At 34.2% G+C, this 20,150-nt stretch carries 21 protein-coding genes; 3 read left to right on the top strand and 18 right to left on the bottom strand.

Annotated features, from left to right (window positions below):
- Nucleotides 1-30: 30 nt before the first annotated feature.
- The 6 genes from NFR46_RS06270 to NFR46_RS06295 all read right to left on the bottom strand — a co-directional run bounded on the left by NFR46_RS06270 (nucleotide 31) and on the right by NFR46_RS06295 (nucleotide 5,117).
- Nucleotides 31-1,125, bottom strand: coding sequence for a Shedu anti-phage system protein SduA domain-containing protein (locus tag NFR46_RS06270; protein WP_251575671.1), 1,095 nt, complete (start codon nucleotides 1,123-1,125; stop codon nucleotides 31-33).
- Nucleotides 1,126-1,128: 3 nt separating this feature from the next.
- A complete protein-coding gene (locus tag NFR46_RS06275) occupies nucleotides 1,129-1,338 on the bottom strand; it encodes a hypothetical protein (protein ID WP_251575673.1) in 210 nt (69 codons plus the stop codon).
- 449 nt (nucleotides 1,339-1,787) lie between these two features.
- Complete coding sequence (locus NFR46_RS06280; RefSeq protein WP_251575709.1) at nucleotides 1,788-1,928, bottom strand: hypothetical protein; 141 nt, start codon at nucleotides 1,926-1,928, stop codon at nucleotides 1,788-1,790.
- A gap of 14 nt (nucleotides 1,929-1,942) precedes the next feature.
- Nucleotides 1,943-2,524 carry a dTDP-4-dehydrorhamnose 3,5-epimerase gene (rfbC, locus tag NFR46_RS06285; protein ID WP_251575675.1) on the bottom strand — a complete coding sequence of 194 codons (582 nt, stop codon included), beginning with the start codon at nucleotides 2,522-2,524 and terminating at the stop codon, nucleotides 1,943-1,945.
- 17 nt (nucleotides 2,525-2,541) lie between these two features.
- Entirely contained in the window at nucleotides 2,542-3,411 is an 870-nt protein-coding gene (gene rfbA, locus NFR46_RS06290) for a glucose-1-phosphate thymidylyltransferase RfbA (RefSeq protein ID WP_251575677.1), read from the bottom strand.
- A 602-nt stretch (nucleotides 3,412-4,013) separates the two neighbouring features.
- On the bottom strand, nucleotides 4,014-5,117 hold the full coding sequence (locus NFR46_RS06295; RefSeq protein WP_251575679.1) for a hypothetical protein: 1,104 nt from the start codon (nucleotides 5,115-5,117) through the stop codon (nucleotides 4,014-4,016).
- Nucleotides 5,118-5,400: 283 nt separating this feature from the next.
- Here NFR46_RS06295 and NFR46_RS09465 point away from each other — a divergent pair, with 283 nt between their 5' ends.
- A complete protein-coding gene (locus tag NFR46_RS09465; RefSeq protein ID WP_420908591.1) occupies nucleotides 5,401-5,577 on the top strand; it encodes an IS3 family transposase in 177 nt (58 codons plus the stop codon).
- 1,945 nt (nucleotides 5,578-7,522) lie between these two features.
- Here NFR46_RS09465 and NFR46_RS06300 read toward each other — a convergent pair.
- The 12 genes from NFR46_RS06300 to NFR46_RS06355 all read right to left on the bottom strand — a co-directional run bounded on the left by NFR46_RS06300 (nucleotide 7,523) and on the right by NFR46_RS06355 (nucleotide 19,055).
- Entirely contained in the window at nucleotides 7,523-8,950 is a 1,428-nt protein-coding gene (locus tag NFR46_RS06300; RefSeq protein WP_251575681.1) for an oligosaccharide flippase family protein, read from the bottom strand.
- Nucleotides 8,951-8,971: 21 nt separating this feature from the next.
- On the bottom strand, nucleotides 8,972-10,054 hold the full coding sequence (locus NFR46_RS06305; RefSeq protein WP_251575683.1) for a glycosyltransferase: 1,083 nt from the start codon (nucleotides 10,052-10,054) through the stop codon (nucleotides 8,972-8,974).
- A 294-nt stretch (nucleotides 10,055-10,348) separates the two neighbouring features.
- On the bottom strand, nucleotides 10,349-11,398 hold the full coding sequence (locus NFR46_RS06310) for an EpsG family protein (protein ID WP_251575685.1): 1,050 nt from the start codon (nucleotides 11,396-11,398) through the stop codon (nucleotides 10,349-10,351).
- Nucleotides 11,399-11,408: 10 nt separating this feature from the next.
- On the bottom strand, nucleotides 11,409-12,380 hold the full coding sequence (locus NFR46_RS06315; protein WP_251575687.1) for a glycosyltransferase family 2 protein: 972 nt from the start codon (nucleotides 12,378-12,380) through the stop codon (nucleotides 11,409-11,411).
- The gene (locus NFR46_RS06320; protein WP_251575689.1) at nucleotides 12,377-13,213 is read right to left on the bottom strand and encodes a glycosyltransferase; all 837 of its coding nucleotides are present in this window, start codon (nucleotides 13,211-13,213) and stop codon (nucleotides 12,377-12,379) included. Before NFR46_RS06320 ends, NFR46_RS06315 begins: the two co-directional genes overlap by 4 nt.
- Before the next feature lie 28 nt (nucleotides 13,214-13,241).
- On the bottom strand, nucleotides 13,242-13,910 hold the full coding sequence (locus NFR46_RS06325) for a sugar transferase (RefSeq protein ID WP_251575691.1): 669 nt from the start codon (nucleotides 13,908-13,910) through the stop codon (nucleotides 13,242-13,244).
- A 44-nt stretch (nucleotides 13,911-13,954) separates the two neighbouring features.
- Entirely contained in the window at nucleotides 13,955-14,728 is a 774-nt protein-coding gene (locus NFR46_RS06330) for a tyrosine-protein phosphatase (RefSeq protein WP_251575693.1), read from the bottom strand.
- A gap of 13 nt (nucleotides 14,729-14,741) precedes the next feature.
- Entirely contained in the window at nucleotides 14,742-15,497 is a 756-nt protein-coding gene (locus NFR46_RS06335) for a CpsD/CapB family tyrosine-protein kinase (protein ID WP_251575695.1), read from the bottom strand.
- Nucleotides 15,498-15,511: 14 nt separating this feature from the next.
- Complete coding sequence (locus NFR46_RS06340; RefSeq protein WP_277612856.1) at nucleotides 15,512-16,393, bottom strand: YveK family protein; 882 nt, start codon at nucleotides 16,391-16,393, stop codon at nucleotides 15,512-15,514.
- A gap of 62 nt (nucleotides 16,394-16,455) precedes the next feature.
- Nucleotides 16,456-17,448, bottom strand: coding sequence for an LCP family glycopolymer transferase (locus tag NFR46_RS06345; protein WP_251575697.1), 993 nt, complete (start codon nucleotides 17,446-17,448; stop codon nucleotides 16,456-16,458).
- A 385-nt stretch (nucleotides 17,449-17,833) separates the two neighbouring features.
- Nucleotides 17,834-18,238 carry a transcriptional regulator gene (locus NFR46_RS06350; RefSeq protein WP_251575699.1) on the bottom strand — a complete coding sequence of 135 codons (405 nt, stop codon included), beginning with the start codon at nucleotides 18,236-18,238 and terminating at the stop codon, nucleotides 17,834-17,836.
- 97 nt (nucleotides 18,239-18,335) lie between these two features.
- A complete protein-coding gene (locus NFR46_RS06355) occupies nucleotides 18,336-19,055 on the bottom strand; it encodes a hypothetical protein (protein WP_251575700.1) in 720 nt (239 codons plus the stop codon).
- Between the two features lie 216 nt (nucleotides 19,056-19,271).
- Between NFR46_RS06355 and NFR46_RS06360 the strand changes: the two genes are divergently transcribed.
- Both NFR46_RS06360 and NFR46_RS06365 read left to right on the top strand, forming a co-directional pair.
- Nucleotides 19,272-19,838, top strand: a complete 567-nt coding sequence (locus NFR46_RS06360; protein ID WP_251575702.1) for a sigma-70 family RNA polymerase sigma factor — start codon at nucleotides 19,272-19,274, stop codon at nucleotides 19,836-19,838.
- A gap of 25 nt (nucleotides 19,839-19,863) precedes the next feature.
- Nucleotides 19,864-20,103: a hypothetical protein gene (locus tag NFR46_RS06365; RefSeq protein ID WP_251575704.1), complete on the top strand. Its 240-nt coding sequence runs from the start codon at nucleotides 19,864-19,866 to the stop codon at nucleotides 20,101-20,103.
- Nucleotides 20,104-20,150: the final 47 nt, after the last annotated feature.

Here is a 20,150-nt window from a genome sequence, read left to right on the forward strand (position 1 = left end):
AACTCCTTAGATTCACTATAAACAAAAGAATTAACTTTTGTAAAAAGCTAGCAATCTTTCTAGTCTATCAAGTAAATCATCATAAGTTATAATATCCATAATATTATTATATTGTTTTCTTATAATATCAAAATCTATTCTTTCAAGTTCTGTAAATTTACAGTGTCCTATAAGAAGGATGCCTTTAGGATTACTAAATTTCAAGTGAAAATTTTGAGAAATTTTATAATTTTCTTTATTTCTTATCTTTGATTTTATTTTTTCTGAAATCTTATTTCCTTCTTTTAAACCTAAGTGATCTATATAATATATGTACTTTTCTAACTGAAAAATTCCACCTTCCAATTCTCTGGCTGCAATGTAGTTATCTCTATATTTACTTTTCATAATTAAATGATTTTTAGGAAATGGGCATTTTACCTCTAACAGATCAACATTACCATTAACATCAATCAAGGCATGGTCTATTCGTCTCTTTGTCGTTTTATTTTCTTTACTAATATTTTCTGGTATGACAAACTCACGAATAAATCCTATATATTGAGGATAAATAACAGGAAGAATATTCAAAATTATTTTCTGCCAATAGCTCTCATCTTGAATACTAGATTCGGTTTCAATTTCTTTTTTTAAAATTTTAAAGCTTTTATCTAAATTAGTTGCTATATTGTAATTTAGTGAATTGTTTCCAATTTTTATCAAATTTTCTTTATGCTTTTCCATAACCATATTCTTAGATTTTATAAAAAGCTCTGAATAGTTTTTTTTCAATATAAAATTTGTTAAGTTATCTGCTATTATCTTATCACCATAGTGTTCTAAGACTCTAGTTGTTGGAAAAGTATCCAGTAATTTCTTATAATCAGCAAAAGAAATAGTTCCTTGTTTTCCTTGAAACTCATTTAATAAATCATCACTTAAAATCACAATAAATTTACCGGATATTAAATTAGATGCTTTTTTTAAGACTGATGTGCTTTTTTGATAACCAGTACAAAAAAGCTCTCTTTTAAAAGAAAAGTTATCTTCTGATTTTTTCGAAACAAATAATACATCTTGATCTATATCTAAAAGTCTTTTCCTTATAAGGGAAAATTTATAATGTGGCGTTTTTATGATTTTCATAAATTAAAAAAAGAGTGTTTCTTCGTCAAAATTAAAACTTGCAATATCCTTTTGCTTAAAATAAAATGTTCTCTTAATTATTATCGAAAAGTCATCTAAATATGTTGGGCGTTCTTTCTTAATTTCAGTAGGTAATTGATCTACATTATTACATTTTACTAATTCGTTATTCTTATAGAATAGGCCCAACTTAGCAAGAATTTCATTCTCCATTATATATGGAGTATATTCTAAATAAACTACTCCATTATTTTCATCAATTTTAAAATCTATTGTGCTTATCATTTATGCCCCTTCATAGATAAATTCTTAGTTTTCCGAATTTATAAACTATTATTTTAGAACGATAATTAAATTGATTTTAGTATATTAGTTAGTATCTGACATATCATATAGCGTGGTTTCATTTAGATGACGCAGCTTGCGAAGACATCTTTGGTAAACCTAAAAATACTAATTACTATAATCAAGATGAACTAAGTCACACAATTGAGAAACAACTTTACTTTTATAACTAGATCCACATTCGAATTAGACTGGGCAACTAAATTTCCAGCTTAATACTAGTAGAGTCTAATTACCTAGAAATCTGTTCAGTTATCAAGTAAGAAAATATAGTTTCTAGCTTTTATGTATGGCAGATTACAATAAATTTTGCATTTTCAAACTCTGATTGATAAGGCTATACAGTACCCAGTAATATATTCTACCTCTAGATGGTGGTTAACTAGGTAATGGACGAAGTTAGAACCAATAAAACCACAGCCACCGGTAACAATAATATTCTTAAATGCTTTTTCCATTAGTCAAATCTCGCTTAGATTTCACCATAAACAAAGGGATTATTCTTCTCAAATTCGGTAAAGGTTGGTTGAGCAGCATCCTTCTCGGAAGTGATGGCCTTATCGAATTCAATTGGCCAGTCAATGTTTAATTCAGGTGTCTTGAAGGAGAAGCCGCCATCAGCTTCGGCATCATAGTAGTTATCCACCTTGTAGCAGAAGTTAACATTATCGGTCAAGGTTAAGAAGCCATGGGCAAAGCCACGTGGAACTAACAATTGACGGTGGTTACTTGCTGAAAGGATGTAACCTTCCCATTGCTTGTAAGTTGGTGAACCCTTCCGCACATCAACAATCACATCCAGAACGGCACCGGTAACGACCCGGATTAACTTAGTTTGGGCGGCCTTACCGCGTTGGAAGTGGAGGCCACGAAGAACTCCAGCGTGAGCCGATAAGGATTGGTTATCCTGGATAAAGTTAAAATCAATCCCCGCTTCTTTAAAGTCGCGATCAGAATAAGTTTCTTCAAAGAAGCCCCGGTTATCACCAAAGACCTTCGGGGTAATAATCTTTACATCTTGTAGCTTTGTATTCTTAACGGTTAATTGTCCCATATACCTCCTGCACCTTCCTAATCTTGTTCAGCCAACCGTAAGAGGTATTGACCATAATCATTCTTCTTTAATGGTTGAGCTAACTTAACCAACTGATCTCGATCAATGTAGCCCATCCGGTAAGCAATTTCTTCAAGGCAGGCCACTTTCAGATTTTGCCGACGTTCAATTGTCGCGATGAAGTTAGCCGCTTCGAGCATGGAATCATGAGTCCCAGTATCTAACCAGGCATAACCCCGACCCATTAGCTTAACATCAAGCTTGCCCTGTTTCAGGTAAACCTTATTAACATCAGTAATTTCGAGTTCCCCCCGAGCGGATGGCTTGATGTTTTTAGCGATATCAACCACATTATTATCATAGAAGTATAAACCAGTTACCGCATAGTTACTCTTTGGATGGGCCGGCTTTTCTTCAATTGAAAGGGCATGCATGTGGTCATCAAAGTCCACAACCCCAAAACGTTCCGGATCATTAACGTGATAACCAAAGACGGTTGCCCCATCAGTCTTCTTGGCCGCTGACTGAACCAATTCAGATAAACCAGCACCATAGTAAATATTGTCCCCAAGAATTAAGCAGACACTATCGTCACCAATGAAGTCTTCACCCAAGATAAAGGCTTCCGCCAAGCCATTCGGGTGTTCTTGAACCTTATAAGTGAAGTTCAGGCCTAATGAAGAACCATCACCTAACAATTCTTGGAACAATGGCATATATTCTGGCGTTGAAATCACCAAAATATCCCGAATTCCCGCCAACATTAAAGTTGATAGTGGATAATAGACCATTGGCTTGTCATAAACCGGAATCAATTGTTTTGAAATTCCCTTTGTTATCGGATATAGTCGCGTGCCGGAACCTCCGGCGAGAATGATGCCTTTCATAATTACACTCACTTGCTTTCGTTATCTATTTTAAAAATTATTATTGATATGATTATTCAATCAAAAGGCAACTAAATACCTCACTTATCGAGATTATTCAGTTGCCTTTAAAATTATGTATTCATAACATAAGAAAGAAAGTCTGGTTTTCGGTGATTTATATTCTCACTTTGTAACTCCAAGATCGAAATTATTACTGACATCAAATTCAACATTAAATCATCTCTTTTTATGAACACATATATTAACATAATAATAAATATTATCGTCCACAGTGAAGAAAAGTTTCTTATGTTACAACCAAAAAGAATTATAACATACTTTTAGTTCATAGCTATATTACACTTGATTTGATAATTCAGACTGGATAAACTATCAAATATTTTTATTTATCCTTACATATGATATTATCAATTTCCTATGATTTACTTTATACTGAAGTTAGCCTCATAACATAAAAGGAAAGAACGTCTGGCAGTATTCTCTTAATTTAGATACATTGTATGAATCTATAGTTATTTTTGAAAGCAAGTGAGGTAATCTGAATTTTATACGTTTTTCCATTAAGGTTGACAGCTAATTCTATTCTCTGATTTTTAATTTTATCTTTTGCTTTTCACTTCTCCAATCCAAACTAGATAAGATAAACAATCAAAATATTCAGCTATTGAGATAACATATGAATATAATACGTCAATATCCATATTACGTATTGTTATTGTGGTCTTATTAAAGAAATTTAATGAAGTAGGATACCTAAATTTATTACCTTTTCTGTCTAACTTATCAATCTGTTCAAGCATCTTTTCTATTGTATCTAACTCACGCCTCTCAATTTGAGGCATACACTCTCTCAAACTATCAATTACTTTTTTACCAGCTCCCTGTTTTGCCGATCCAACGTGATGGTTATGATGAAACTCACAAAAATTACTTGCTAAATAATCTTTTAACAAAAGTTCAATACCTTGTCTTAGTACACAAGCCAATGGCTTCTCTTTTTCGTCAATTAATAATTTGTTTAGGAAAATCATTTTTGCGGCATTTATATAACCAATTACTCTTCCAGTATACTGCTTACCATTTTCATATTCCTCCCATAAATGGCAATTACTTAATGCATCTTCTTTCTCATTAATAAATGCTATATACGGTTCTAGGTTTTCAGACATATCATTTAAATTCAATAATAGATTAAATACTTTGCTTAGACTACCAAATGTACGTTTTATAGAAATTGTTTTTCCATTAAGTACTTTTAACTTTTCTTGATTATCATTTGATTCCTCAAATAAAGGATAACGCCATAGATCTGAGTTAGCATCATTATACTTATTAATAGTTTCAAAATATATACTTAATTTCTTGAACTCTTCATTATCTATGCTTGGGCTAATTTCCTTGTACTTTTGCCATAAATTATAAATATTATGTCCATTTTTCTTAAATAGTATTAATGAGTCCCTGGTAGATATTTCTCTTAAAATTAAAGACTTACATAAGAGTTCTATTCCTTGTCTTGCCAAAAATAATGATACTGGAAAAACAGTATCTAATATCCTTGGATTATCACTATTCTCTAACATGTCATTTACCAAATATACACTCACTTTATAGTAAGAAATAGCTAACCTTCTATAGTCAAGTGCCCAGTCCTCAGCTTTTTTTAACTCAATTTCTTTTTCATATTTAATTTCTTCTTTCACTGCATTACTAATATATATTTCCTCAAACGGGTAGTCATTCCATAATTTTATGATGATTTTTAACTCCCTTCATCACAAAAAAAGCGGTAACTGTAATGAAATATTTATGCAAACTTGTTCAAACAAATTTACGCATCAAACAACTAAGTTCACTTTCTTCCTCTTATCCATTCAGATCAAGGTTGTCACTACCAGTTAGGTTGCTATACCCAAAATTAGCAAATCATCGGTTTATTCAAAGTATGTCACAGAAAAAATGCTTAGATAACACTCCATTAGAAAAATTTTTCACTTATTTAAGACAACGGAATTACTGGCAGATTTTCATCCGTACAAAGACATAGCAGAACTAACTGAGCTTTCCCAAAAATGTGTTCAGTACTTTAACAACGTCAGAATGACCTTAAAAACAAAAGGTATGACTCCAGTCGAATATCGAAATCACACCTTAGCAGCTTAATATCTCAATTTTGTCTAACTTTTGTCTTGCATTTCACAAGAAATAATATAATTATTAATGCTTTTTTAATTCTAAGGATAACATCTAGTTTTATTTATACAAATTATTAGTTTCCTTAAATGATATATCTTGAAGTTCCCTAGTAAGTGGAGCCTTTAAGTCTATAGTTTTCGAGCTCTCAACATAATATTTGCTTTGATTCTTATTGAAATTACATTTATATTTATTTTCACATTTTAATAAATTTTCTATTTCATAATGATTAAGCGAATGGTTTGCAAAATTTGGAGATTTAGGTTGAAGAAAGATCGATCGAATTTTGTGACTTTTAAATAAACAACTAATAATCCCCAGAATTAATATTGAAATCAAAAAAGCACCAAAGAAGTATAAGAAGAGGCCAGTAAAAGAGACTGAATTTAAACCATGGAAATTCCATTTACTCTTTTGCCAGAAAAATAATGCTGGTGTTAAAGCAAATATAAAAATTTGCATAAAAGATTTTACTAGCTTGGCATTATTCTTTAATTGGTAATTGCTTAAGAATTCAAACCAGTTAGGACTATCAAAAATCATATTAACTATGTAAAAAGTTATTAAAGAGCAAATAATGCTTACAACACTATTTGTTTCTTTTGAAGAGTATAATTTATCTAAGAAACTATGAAGTTTGGGATCATATTTAACCAATAAAGAGCTAACAAATACAATTATTATTAATATCATAATAATAATAGCTATTGTCCAAAGTTTATGCCACTTATAGACCTTTTTTAACCACGTATTTATACATAGAAATAAGTAACAAATTAAGAAAGCAAAACAACAAGTAGTAATTAACAGAATCAATAAATTTATCATATGAACCTCCTTTGGAGAAATTAATAAAATTAGAATTACAAAACTCTTGATTGAGAAGTGTAAGGAGGATCTTAATTTTTAAAATATTGATTTAAACCATACAAAACACTGTTTATAAAATCAAAAAAGGTCATCCATAGTAGGCTTTTGAATAACTACAAACAAAAGTAAAGAAACATCACAAAGGATCCGTAGATATCTTATCACACGTAAGTTAATCCTCGTAGCCAAGTCTTTTAAGGTATATAATTAAGCTCCTTAAACAAGTTTATTGTTTTCTCAATAGCGGTCATACCTTCATATTTTCTACCAACGTAATAAACGACTTGGTGGCGCAGGAAAACGTGGCTACCAAAGAATGAGATTGACTTCATCGATGGACAATTACTGATACGATTATTCCGTTGTGTAGAATGAACGTTTAGTTGTAATAGGCGCGCACACCTTACCAGCTATTTGCTCGTTGACAATCCCATTTTAATTTCTAACAGTTACTAATGAAAAATATACGGTACCCGAATGTTATATCGATATCGTAGAGAAACTGTTTATCTTAGTCACAGCATCTACAAACGATATCAAGCCTTTCCTCATTACCAACACAAACTTGGCCATTTTAAAGATGATACAGTTCAAAGGAAAATCTCACCGTGGTGCTATAATGACCATACAGAATGACAGATGATTACTCCCCAATATTCATCGTAAAACTGATGAGGCTGTTAACCAGCACTTGGATCAATGGCTCTCTAAAACTCCTCGTCATTTCATTAAATCAACCACCTTTGATAACAATTAAAATTTCTCTGGCTGAAGTGCAATTACCAAATAAGCATGACCATTCATACTTACGCACTACTCAATCAGTATAGACTGAATAAGAACAATAATACTATTTTACGATGTGATGGTCTCAATTTTCTATCACTTACTTAATGCCTTAGTTATCCAGTTAATGCATCGCAAAAATAATATTCCACGAAAGTCACTTAATTACCGCACACCGCTTGAAGTATTCCTAAGTCACGTCACAAATGAACAACTTTCAAATTTTTTCTAATTTAAATTGAAATTTCAGGTATTATTATAGTCGTTTCGCAACTAAAACTTCTTTTGCTTTATCTATAATTTCTGCTTTAAATAAAATTAGCAATAAAAGATATAAGATAACACCGATAATAACCTCTATTATAAGTGTAACTATGTTAAACTTTAAGGTTGCATTTAGAAAATTTACTACAATAAACATTATGAATCCACTAACAAAATATTTCCAGAGTCCATCAAAAATATAATTTATCTTAACTAATTTCCTCATAAAGAACAATTCAACAACAGTAATCACTAATTCAGATATTACCGTTGCTATTGCCGCACCTATAGCATTTAAGAATTTAATTAAAACTAAATTAGCAATAACATTGACCACAGCCCCAGTTATTATTGAAAATGTATACTCATAGACATGATTTGTTGGAACTAAATACTGCATTCCCGAGACAACACTCCAAGATATTATTACAATAATAGGCGATTCGCATATTATTATATATCCTGTCTTTACATACTCAGCTCCCAGAAACCAAGGTGTAAATTTTATTGCAATTGCTGCCAGACCAAACATTAGTGGAACAGACAATGCGGTAACAAAATCAAAAGAACTATATAAGCTAGCATTAATGCCTCTAAAATCTTTATTTGCATATTTGCTTGCAATATGGGGTAACATAACACTACCCGTAGCTGTAACAATTGCTAAAACTAATTTAACTATTTTATCAGAATAATCAAATTTTCCTAATTCTACTTGTGTAGACATACTCCCTAACATCAATCTATTTATTACTAAATAAATCTGACTAGTAATAGTTGGAATAAACAACATTAGCGTAGGATGAAAGTGCTTAAATGGTTTTACTAATTTAAACGGTACCTTTACTATAGAATGTTTTAAATAAGGCCACAAAGTAACATTCCCACCAACCTGGGCAATCCCAAGTAATATGATGTATAGTCCAAGATCAGAAGGACCCTTAATAAGTAAAAAGATAAGCGTCACTGTTATTATTTTAACTATAGTATTCCTAAGAACAGTCTTTTTAAAATCCTCTATTCCCATAAAATACCATGAAATATCTATACCAGTAGCCACAATCCACAGAGACTGAAAAAAATAATATATTTGAAAATTAGATCTTAAAAATGGAATAATTACCATATATAAGATAAAGGCAAAACTACTCGTTATTAATTGCAGAGTTACAATACTCCAAAATTCAACCGACCTATTAAATTTATTATTCTGATAATATGCGATTTGCCTATTTCCGTACAAAGTTATACCAAGTTGACCGGTTAAATAGAAAAAGGTTACTAAACTATTTGTATAAGAATTCACCCCACTATTATAAGCACCTAAAACACGAGATATATATGGAACTGTTATTAGTGGTACTAACATAAGCAGCACCTGATAACCAGCATTATATAAATAATTTTTTACTACTTTCAATAAATACACCTCAAATATGATTTAGTAATCGTTAATAATTTTTTTATATAATGCTAAATACTTACTAAACATTATCTTTGAATTGAAGTATTCAGAAAAGATTTTATAATTTGTTGAATTTATTAGATTGTCAGCGTTATTCGTATAACTTAAGATAGCATTTTTCATTTCTTTATCATTTTTAAAAAAAACAATATTTTGATTATTATTTTTCTTTAACTCCCTATGTTGGGGAATATCACTAAGTATTAGATATAAGTTTTCTCCCATTGCCTCAATGGCAGCCATAGGTAACCCTTCGTTTTTAGACGCTGAAATAAAATAGTCAGCAGCACTTAAATATTCGAAAACATTACTAACTCTTCCTGTAAAATATATCTCGTTAAAATCATATTTATACCTTACTTTGTCGAAAAAGCTTTTATCTTTGGGATTATCACCTACTATTATAAGTGTACCGATATTCTGTTTTTTACTAATTCTATGGAAATTATCTAAGAGTGCCTCTACATTTTTTCTTTTATCAACATTTCCTACATAAATTCCAATTGGTCTAGTAAAACACTTTATTTCTTTTGGTGTTGTAGAAGGTACACAAACCCCATTTTCAATTGTATATACTCTCTTAATTTTTTTACTAGTATAATGTTTAGAAACAGATTTAGATACACCAACAATAACATCCAATTTCCTATATAAAACAAGTTGTAAAATTGAAATCAGAGCTCCTAACATAGGTCCATAAGTAAACCTAAAATCACCCTCTCCCATATTATGTGCTGTTGTTATGACTTTTCTATTTCTAATAAAAGGTATATAAAGTTCCGAAACAAATCCATGCAAGTGAACAATATCTGGATTAACTTTCTTAATTATCTTATTTAACTCTCTAATCTTAAGAATACTGATATTTTTGTTTCCTTTAAGAATAAATATTTTTTCTACATAATTAAAAAAGGAACGCTTATTATAAGAGTCCTCATCCTTCAGTGCTAAAAGTGAGTAACTCACTTCACCATTTTTTTTAGATTGAATAACTAAATTTTTTATAACCTCTGTAACCCCAGTTTTTCTTAATGAGGGAACAATAATTAAAATTTTCATTCAATACTCCTCTACAAATAAGTATATTTTAAGTACATCTACATACTTTTATCTATAGTTAAAAGTAATAATCATTAATGCATTTAAAATTCAGGTACAATTTTTGACTCAATTTCGCAAGAAAATTACATTAACCTACTCAAAGAACTGCCGTTTAATCTCAAAATAAGTACCATGTTTATTAGAGACATCCTACTAATATAATAGTTCGAATCATTATTCAAATCGCAATCGCCAAAATATAAAGTTATATCATAAATAATTATGTAACCAGTAGTAAGTTAAATTTAAACTTTATAAAAATTGATAATTCAGATTTGGTATTCCACCTGTAGAATAATTAATAAGTATAAATATAACTAACGAGAAAATTATCATTAAGAAGGACGAGAGTTTTTTCCCAAATTGTTGAGTTAAAATATCCATGACAACAATAGGTTCAACAGTAGCAAAAAAAGTAGATGTTCGACCTGCCAATGTGTTGTACTGGCTTAAAAGAATTAAGATAACCGTAGAAATCATATATGTAACTAAAACTGCCATATACTTATCAGATATACCATCCTGCCTCAGCAAATAATATAGGCCTATAAGACTTATAAGTATTTGTAATAAGATGATGGGATTTTTTAGTCCATTACCCGATATATATATTTGATCATTGATGTACGCATTTAAGCGATTATTATTATATCCCTTAATAAATGGGGATAGTGGGATAGATAATATTGATGACAAAATTAAAGTGATAATATAACAAAAAGCAATCTTCTGCTTGCTTATTTTTTTGAATAAGAAGAAAACAGGATAAATGATTAAAGCAATTATTGCAGCCGAATGTATCAAGGTAGCTACTAGTATACAAATAAAAAACTTAATAGGTTTATGGCCATAAACAAAAATTAATGAACATAAAATAATTGATGCCGCTAATGATGCTCTAATTTGGTTTAGATCTCTATTTATATAAAATCTAGAATAATAATATAAAAGTAAAAAAGCTGTACAATTATTAGTAATAGAAAGTCTTGAATATCCAATAGTTAGTAATATTAACGTTAAAGCTGAAATAAAAAAGAAAAAAACAGAAACTGGTGAATTAAACAAAGAAAAAAGTTTTTCCAATAGAATATAACCTTTTTCTTGACTATTTATAGGTGAAAAACCTGATACTACACTATTATAATCAAAGTAGTAGTTATAAGTATCTAAACCTGTGTTAATGCTTCGTAGCCCAGCTACACAAATCAGCAAAAGTACAGCCAGCGACGCAAAAAGATTTTTATTTAAATAAAAATCCAATACCGCAAATGTAGCGATTACTATAAATATAATTATAAACACTTTAATTCTCCTACTTTTTTAATTTTAAAATACCCATAAAGATCGGTAATGGTAGGTTTAATAATACAATTTTTACAATTGTTTTAAAACGAGGACAACTTCTTATTTTTTTAATGATCTCATTTGCGCTAGTTCTTTTTTCTTTTGCCTTATCTATCCTATTGATCTTTAACATATCTACATAAGCCCTAAAATAAATGTCAATATAATTCTCATTAATTATATTGATTGTCTTTTTTGTTTTCCCAATTTGGAGTAATATCTTATTTCTTGAACTTTCAGCAATAAATTTTGCAATTATCTTATTATAATTTAAGTCTGAATTCGTAAACGAAGTTTTTCTAAAGCAATAGTAATAGTAACCGGTCCTTAACCCGCTTACTTGTTTTATAGTTTTGACATGATTCAAATACTTAGGCACAAAATACTGATCCTCAAATAGGATCCCATCCTTAAAAAATAATTTATACTTTCTCAATATCTCAGTATTAAAAATATAAGCCCAAACTCCTAATTGTTTTTTACCCCGTACTATCTCAGTTGAAAAATCATCTATTGACAGACTATCCATACCATCCTGCAAAATAAATTCTCGATTCCCAATCATTTTCTTTATAGGTAAGGTTAATAAATCACTACTGCTTAAACTAGGTAACAATTTAAGCATATTTTTTACAAAGTCTTGAGACGTATGATCATCGGAATCAACAAAAAAGATCCACTTACCTTTAGCATTTTTTAATCCCTTATTTCTTGCAGTTGCAACACCACTATTTTCTTGAAAAAAATAATATGCATTATGCACTTTTTTTAAAAATTCTTTTGCAATTAATTTACTCCCATCTGTGGATCCATCATCAATTAACAAATATTCTACTCTGGCATCATCAATAATAATAGATTCTAAACATTTATCTAGATAGTCTTCAACATTGTAAATAGGTATTACAACACTTAATATTGGATGTTCTATATCAATCATTTGTGTAAAATCCTTCTATAAAGAAATTTTCTAATCCACTCAGGAATAATTATATTTAATGTCATAATAATATTTCCTGTCATTTCTTGCTTATAGTTGATACTTTTCTTTAATCTCAAATATTTTCGTAGTTGATAAATATACTTAATATTTGATGCCTTTCCCCTTCTAGAATACATCCCTTCATCGACTCTCATATAAACAACAGGCATATCAATGTTACGTACATCAAACTTTTGTAAAATAATTCTAACCCACAGATAATAATCTTCAAGATTACCAAAGGGTATATAACCTCCAACACAGTCCAACTTTTGTTTATTTATAAATACAGTTGGGTGATTAAAGGGACTTCGCCACTTCATAAAATTATAAATATTCTTTTTCGTTAAAGGTACTCTTCGCTCACCAACCGGATTATTAATAGATTCACTAAACTCAACAATTTGACCACCCACAACTGCAACATCAGGATTATTTATTATAAATTCTAACTGTTTTTGAAATCTGTTGGGTACACTATAATCATCAGAGTCCATTCTTGCAATCCAATTTGTAGTTACATAATTCGTGCCTAACCTTAAAGCATTGCCTAATCCCTTATTCGTCGTAGAGACAATAACTTTGAAATTATTTCCAAAAAGTCGCTTATGTTTCATGACAATTTTTTGTAGGCTATGAGTTATAGGTCCATCTTCAACAAGAATTATCTCATTGGGTTTCACAGTCTGATGTTCTATACTCTTAAGAGCGAAATCTAAATATTCAGGTTTTTCTTTCTTATACACTGACATAAGAACTGAAAATTTTGGATACTTTCTTAAATCTGACATTAGAAGGCCTAACGCTCCCCTCCCTATACTACTTTCTCTTTCCTTCTCTTATCCCACGACTTCTTACCACATCCGACACCGTTTTCAAAATAATTGACGCGTCTAACAATAAGCTCACATTTAATGCATACTTACCGTCATAAGAAGCCTTATTTTCATCGGTCACTTGATCCCGGCCATGGACCTGTGCTAGTCCAGTGATGCCAGGCAAAATCTTATTTGCCCCATACTCATCACGTAGCTTCAACACATATTTTTCCTTTGAAATCAGTGGTCGTGGACCAACGATGCTCATGTCACCTTTTAGAACGTTAAACAACTGTGGTAATTCATCCATACTGGTCTTTCGTAGAATCTTGCCTACTCGTGTAATGTACATCTCGGGATTTTCAAAATTCTCCGTTGCCATTTGGTGCGGGGCATCATCCCTCATTGAACGAAACTTGAGAATCGTAAATGGTACATTATCAATTCCGATTCGTTCTTGTTTAAACAACACTTTCTCATGAGGAGAATCGACTTTGATCCAAAGTGCAATAATCAACATCGGAATTGCAAAAATAATAAGTGCAATCAAACTTAAAAAAATATCAAAGCCACGCTTAAAGAAATCGCGATACCATCTAAATGATTGTTCAACTTCATTCTCATTATCATTATCATTATCTTTTTCACTAGATACCTGCATCTGCATCATTCACTCCTCCCCATTTTTATTTGCTTAGTAACCTCAACTGACCCTTACCACCACAAGAAATGCTTCTTTTTCTTCAGCGGCTGTACTTCATTCACGGGAACATTTTCCCCATTAATAATTGCTCGAGCGTTGTCACCATACCGCTTAGCTAAATCCGGACCAAATTCCTGACCCAACTTATCAAACGCTTCTCGCATTTCATACTTCCGCCCTGGTAAATCATGGGCATCAGAAGCAAACAAGTAACCCTGACCATTAGCAATCAGTTTTCGACTAAAATCCTCAACCTTCTTACCAAATGTCCCGACATATGAACTCGCGGTAATCTGAGATAAACATCCCTTCTCCAACATCTGGTACAAGAGTTCCGGCTGTTCCATAATCTTGGTATTCCGTTCAGGATGGACGATTACTGGAATGATCCCTCGTTGCTGAAGTTCAAAGATCATCTGATTAGTGTAATGTGGCACATCATCGTCCGAAAATTCTAACATTAGGTAACGGTTATCCTCATCCGCAAACAGGATGTCATCATGATCCAATGCATCAATTAACTGTCCATTAATCCGCACTTCCTGCCCCGGAAAAACGGTCAACGGAATTTGATTCGCCTTTAATTGCTCCCGAAACTCGTTTGTTAATTTAATGACGTCCTGCTTATGGTTCACGTAACGGCCATTCATATGATGAGGCGTCAATAAAGCATGGGTCACCCCATTTTCGACCGCCTCGCGTGCTAATCGTAATGAAATTTCCATATTCTTGGAACCATCGTCAATTCCCGGAAGAAGATGACAATGTAGATCAACCATTACCATAACTAATCAGTCCTTACTTATTATCTGATGAATACCCGTAGCCGTAACCATATCCATAGCCGTAACCGTAAGCAGAGTCGCCATTCCGGCCAACATCATTCATTACGTAGCCCAGGATATTGGCATGGGCCAGCTTTAATAGTTCAACTGAACGTTTAAGGCCGGCTTTTTCTGTTTGACCCATCTTCACAACCAAAACAACCCCATCAAGGTGACCAACCAACGCTTGGGTATCAGACACGGCAAGAATTGGTGGAACGTCAAGGATTACCACATCATAATTTTGTTCGACACTAGCAATCAATGCTTGCATTCGTTGAGAATTCAATAATTCAGCGGGGTTTGGCGGAATTGGTCCAGAAGTCAAAATTGATAAATTATCAATCTCTGTTTTCTTAATCATATTCGTAATGTCCATTTCTGCGGCATCACTGGTCAAAATAGTAGTTAACCCTTCACGATTAGCAACATTAAAGGTCTGGTGGAGTGTTGGCCGGCGTAGATCGGCATCAATTAGCAACACTCGTTTACCAGAATTGGCCCACACAACCGCAATATTATCAGTAACGGTTGACTTCCCTTCACTAATGTTGGCGGAAGTGAAGGCCAAGGTCTTGATTGGGTGATCAATTCCCATGAAGCTAATGTTTGTCCGGATTGTCCGGAATTGTTCAGAGATGACACTCTTAGGATCCTTGACGGTAATTAATTTGGCCCCGTAACGGATCGTTTCATTACTAATATTCGTTTTCTTTTTGAATAAACTCATCTTGGGAAACCTCCTTAAACCCGTCGGTGATGGTCGGCAGAGTGACTAGCGCCAATTCCATCTTGGTCAGCCCGCATTTGAATGTGACCAACTGCACCAAGGTTGGTTAAGCCAAGTTCATTTGTCAAGAAGTCGTCACTCTTCACTGTGGTGTCGGTTAATTCCTTAATCAGAACATAGGCAAAGCTCAGGAGAAGTCCTAATACAGCTCCTGCTAAGGTAAAGAGCTTCTTGTTTGGGAATGAAGCAGCTTTCGGTGTATTCGCCCGTGAAATAATTGTCACGTTGTTAACTGACATAATGTGCTTAATCTGTTGTTTAAAGACAGAAGCCACCGTGTTAGCAATCGCAGCAGATTCTTCAGCATTATTCGTCTTGGCATTCAAGGTGAAAACCTGAGAATTTTGCTGAGTTTGCACTGAGATTGCCTTCTTCAATTGAGTGGTAGTAACGTGGTAGGACTTACCATTTATCCGTTCCACTACTGCTGGCTTAGCTGAACGAACTAAGACCCGTCGACCATTTGCGTTTTCACGGTAAACAGCCTTCTTTGCTGGCGTAATTACCTTGACAGGATTTTCCAACTGCTTGCTTGCCTTGGAAAGGATCACTTGGTTAGTGATGATGTCCTTGTAGGTATTGATCACTTGAATATCAGCTTGTTGGTTGTTATATGCTTGGCCGTCAGCGTTATCATGCTTCTGGTTAACCAAGATTTGGGTTGAAGCCGTATATTGTGGGGTAATTACAAACTCAGCAACCACAAAACCAACAATTCCCATAATCACTGTCCAAAGGATGAACAGTTTGGCGTGATCGCGACAGATTTCCATTAACCGATGCAAGTCAATTTGGTTTTCCCGACTTGCATTTTCGGTAGAACTATTAGTATTCACTTCTGATTCTCCTGTTGTTTAGATTTTTTATTCATTAAATAAGGTAGATTTTTTTCTGGCTCTTACTCTAGACTCTTTTGCAGTAAGTTTGATACCCGTTGCCGTTCATCATGATTAACCACTTGGAAGGAAGTACCGCCTTCGTTGTCGTTATCTCCTTCGGCATGGTCTTGAACGATATGGTCACGGGCAGCGGAATAGTGCTGAGCGAGTTGCATCATGTCGTGCATCGTTAAGTCCGTTTGGGAGCTATCCGCAATTGAATGTAAGAAGCTCCGGTTCAACACGGTCTTGTAAGAAACGGACTTCTTTAGGAGGGCCGCAATGATTAACCGTTGCCGTTGCTGACGACCATAGTCACCATTTGGATCCTCATGCCGCATCCGACTAAATGCGAGAGCTGTTTCTCCATTTAAGTGATACTTCTTCCCTTTTTGGAAAGAGTGTCCATCGTAACTAAAGGTTAATGGTGAAACAACATCAACACCGCCAACCTTATTAATGGCTTTTTCCAGACCATTCATGTTAACTAACAGGTAAAAGTCAATTGGAACGTTAAATTCCTTCTGTACCGTGTTAATTGATTCCTTAACGCCACCGTAAGTATAAGCAGCGTTAATCTTTGATGGCGAATATTCTGGATAGCCAGGTAAGTTAACTTTCATATCCCGTGGCAAACTAACAATCGTGGTTGTCTTTGTCTTCGGGTTAAGGGTCATGATCATTAAGGTATCTGTCCGCCCCTTATCACTTCGCCCAAATTCACCAGTATCAGTTCCCATTAATAGGATCGACACCGGCTTTTTTTGTGCTAGTACTTTTTGTGCATTTCTCTTGGTATTTGCTCCAGAAGTGCTGTACATATCGTCAGTAGTAACGCTGAGATTATGGTAAGCAACCCCTGCGAAAATCAGCAGAATCGCAACTAACACCCCGAAAATTGACCAAAAGATCTTCCATCCCCGTCGCATATGGTGGTGACGGTGGTGGCGATGATGTCTATGGCGATGGTGCTTTTCTACGCTATTCTTTGAAGACCAATCATTTTCCGACATACTAATATCTCCCCACTAGCAAAAAATATTTAATTTTTCTATAATCTTTAACTTTTGTAGCATACTGCAAGAAATTGTCTATTTCAAGGCACTTTACCCCTCTGTCAAGGAATTTGCCTTGAATTATTTATCACCAGAATGGTAAATAGGAAGGCATCCCCTCCCCACAAAAAATAGTGCTTTAATCCCAGTACTATCGTATTCTTTCACCTTCCAGCAACTTACCTCCTCGTATTTTCCAAAAGCTGAATTTAATTTTCAGTAAACGTTATCCATTTCACACGGCCATTTTTTATCACTCATTAACCGAAATTTTAGCAAAAGAAAGACCAGCAAGTGAGCCGCTGCCCATTTACTGGTCTTCTAATTCTCTAGTCTTCATTTACTAAATATTCATATACTTCCGCACAACTTCATCCCGAAACTTAACCAGTGACTTTAAATCAGCCATTTGTTCAGGTTCAACAATCAGTTGTGGGATAATCTCTTCTTGGTCATCCATTCGTTGACGACCCCAAACGCTTAACGAAATTAACATATTCCGTAAGTCTTCACCATCATTTGATAGTGTCCATTTTTGTTTGTCGTCCTTAATTGGATTGACCACACCGTTCTCACGTAGCTTTTGTAATGCAAGCTCAATTGCTGTACTTTCACTATCGATCAGAACTGCAAGTTCATCTTCATCGAAGGGCCGAAATCCCAGCCAGAATATCAAGCCTGCTTGATCTGGATCATCCAAAATCTTTTTGGCATATGTAAATCCGCTTTGTTTAGAAACATTCTTCATAATAACACTTCCATGTCTTTTCGCTCTGAATATCCCCCTTCATCCATATCTTAACAGATTATCAGACAAATTGTTAGTATTACGTCCATAACTTCCCCTAATATAGGGTCAAAATCCTGCGCAACAGGGTATAAAAGTTAGCCGTCAAATCCTCGCCGTAGCACTTATCTGCCGCCTGTTTAACTCCATTTAAAATCTGTTCCAGAAAAACTTTCTTGTATTGTTTTCGGTGAAGGTAACGTTCATGGTAAGTCGTCGTACAGGAAAAGTGGTTCAGTTCTTGATCGCCAATCCCAAACTTATTACAAAGGTTCTTCACTGACTCCAACTGGATCTTCCCCACTGCATGCGCTTGTTGCAAAAGTCGGTTAAATGTTGCCATACAAGCATCGACCATAACCGTGATTAGTCGTTGGTTAGCTCCTTTAAATGTGATCAAGATATTCTTATTCTCCTGGTTCAACTGGCAATTATCCATGTGGTGGGACATGTAATAGGCAACTCGACAGTTACCTTGTCCACATGTCGGCACTAACTCATAGTGACCAGCAATAATCCCAGGCGTGTGTCCCCCGACCATCCGATACAGGATCTGCATTTCAATCCGCGGAACGTCCGCCCACTCACTGAAATCATGCAGGACTTCTCTCAAGCGCTTCGGTAAGATGATTCCTTCACCATCGCATGTCAACACGTACGTTCTTTCCCGATCATATCCCGTCATCAACAAAACATTATCCCAACGTGGCTGGAAACCGCTCGTAACTAAGTAATCCTTAAGCTCCCCTAGTCGTGAAATATCAATTATTCCATTCATGTAGGGCTCTCCCTTTGCAAATCGTAAATTTAAGCATAATCAATCTAAAATTTGCTCATTTAATAACAAATAATACAATATTCGATTATGAAACCGGTGTCAATAACTTTTTGAGTGGATTAGACCGTTTTCTATCATTCGCTCAGTTAGCGGCTTTTTGGTAACTTTAAGCCACTCAAGAGCTCTTGGAAATAATCTCACAAAGGATGTTCCCAAATGACAAATGAAAAAATTATTGAAGGTCTCGTCTACTTATCGACAAACAAGCGAATTAACCTCGTCCACAGCGTCTTAAAGCAGCTCCACCTCTCACCAACGCATGACTGCTACGACGATTTCTTCCAGGAAGGTTGCCTGATCTTTGGCCAAGCCTACACGAAGTTTCCCGACGACCCAACCAATCCCGAAAACGAACGGCAACTAATGAACTTTGCCTTCAAGCGGATCTACTGGCGACTATTAGACAAGTTGCACCGGCAAGTCTGGGAAAAGGAACACTGGTTCGGTTCGATGAATGACGAATCTCTGGACGAAACGACCCGCAACCGTTTTAACTCTGATCCCAGCAGCCAAGTTGGTTTTGCCCATCTTGAGAACAGCGACTTTTTCACTCAACTAGCAGCATGCTGCTCACCAAACGAAAAGCGCTACTTAAAAGCAGTCCTCCTCTTGGATCTCAAGGACGCCGAGATTGCCAAAAAGTATAACGTCTCTCGGCAGTCAGTTTATTCATGGAAACGGGGCTTAATTAAGAAGGCCCGGTCGCTCGATTGTCCGATCTAGTCTATAATACCGGTGAGGTGGTATTGTGAATCAACATCAAACAAGCAATCATGATCAGTGGTTTCACTCCCGTTATGACGGTGAAGACCAGGACGATGGTTGCCAAAATGAACTTAGCATTAAACCCAGCCAAGAAGAAGCGGATCGGCTTGAGCTACTTTTAACCAATATCGGCTTTGATGGGCACACGTTTGACAACACCTTCTCCCTCACCCGAGAAGATGCAGAATTACTTCGAGAATTTTTAGATAGTTGGCTTAAATAGTAGCTTAATAAAGACACCAGGATTTCATTATTTTATCCTGCTGTCTT

It is taken from the genome of Limosilactobacillus agrestimuris, from assembly GCF_943193105.1.
In the GTDB taxonomy this organism is placed as follows: Bacteria; Bacillota; Bacilli; order Lactobacillales; family Lactobacillaceae; genus Limosilactobacillus; species Limosilactobacillus agrestimuris.

Excerpts from the sequence above, each read along its gene's own strand:
- NFR46_RS06270 (WP_251575671.1), bottom strand. The coding sequence starts at position 1,125 with ATGAAAATCATAAAAACGCCACATTATAAATTTTCCCTTATAAGGAAA.
- NFR46_RS06275 (WP_251575673.1), bottom strand. The coding sequence starts at position 1,338 with ATGGAGAATGAAATTCTTGCTAAGTTGGGCCTATTCTATAAGAATAAC.
- NFR46_RS06280 (WP_251575709.1), bottom strand. The coding sequence starts at position 1,928 with ATGGAAAAAGCATTTAAGAATATTATTGTTACCGGTGGCTGTGGTTTT.
- rfbC (WP_251575675.1), bottom strand. The coding sequence starts at position 2,524 with ATGGGACAATTAACCGTTAAGAATACAAAGCTACAAGATGTAAAGATT.
- rfbA (WP_251575677.1), bottom strand. The coding sequence starts at position 3,411 with ATGAAAGGCATCATTCTCGCCGGAGGTTCCGGCACGCGACTATATCCG.
- NFR46_RS06305 (WP_251575683.1), bottom strand. The coding sequence starts at position 10,054 with ATGAAAATTTTAATTATTGTTCCCTCATTAAGAAAAACTGGGGTTACA.
- NFR46_RS06315 (WP_251575687.1), bottom strand. The coding sequence starts at position 12,380 with ATGATTGATATAGAACATCCAATATTAAGTGTTGTAATACCTATTTAC.
- NFR46_RS06320 (WP_251575689.1), bottom strand. The coding sequence starts at position 13,213 with ATGTCAGATTTAAGAAAGTATCCAAAATTTTCAGTTCTTATGTCAGTG.
- NFR46_RS06325 (WP_251575691.1), bottom strand. The coding sequence starts at position 13,910 with ATGATGCAGATGCAGGTATCTAGTGAAAAAGATAATGATAATGATAAT.
- NFR46_RS06330 (WP_251575693.1), bottom strand. The coding sequence starts at position 14,728 with ATGGTAATGGTTGATCTACATTGTCATCTTCTTCCGGGAATTGACGAT.
- NFR46_RS06335 (WP_251575695.1), bottom strand. The coding sequence starts at position 15,497 with ATGAGTTTATTCAAAAAGAAAACGAATATTAGTAATGAAACGATCCGT.
- NFR46_RS06345 (WP_251575697.1), bottom strand. The coding sequence starts at position 17,448 with ATGTCGGAAAATGATTGGTCTTCAAAGAATAGCGTAGAAAAGCACCAT.
- NFR46_RS06350 (WP_251575699.1), bottom strand. The coding sequence starts at position 18,238 with ATGAAGAATGTTTCTAAACAAAGCGGATTTACATATGCCAAAAAGATT.
- NFR46_RS06355 (WP_251575700.1), bottom strand. The coding sequence starts at position 19,055 with ATGAATGGAATAATTGATATTTCACGACTAGGGGAGCTTAAGGATTAC.
- NFR46_RS06360 (WP_251575702.1), top strand. The coding sequence starts at position 19,272 with ATGACAAATGAAAAAATTATTGAAGGTCTCGTCTACTTATCGACAAAC.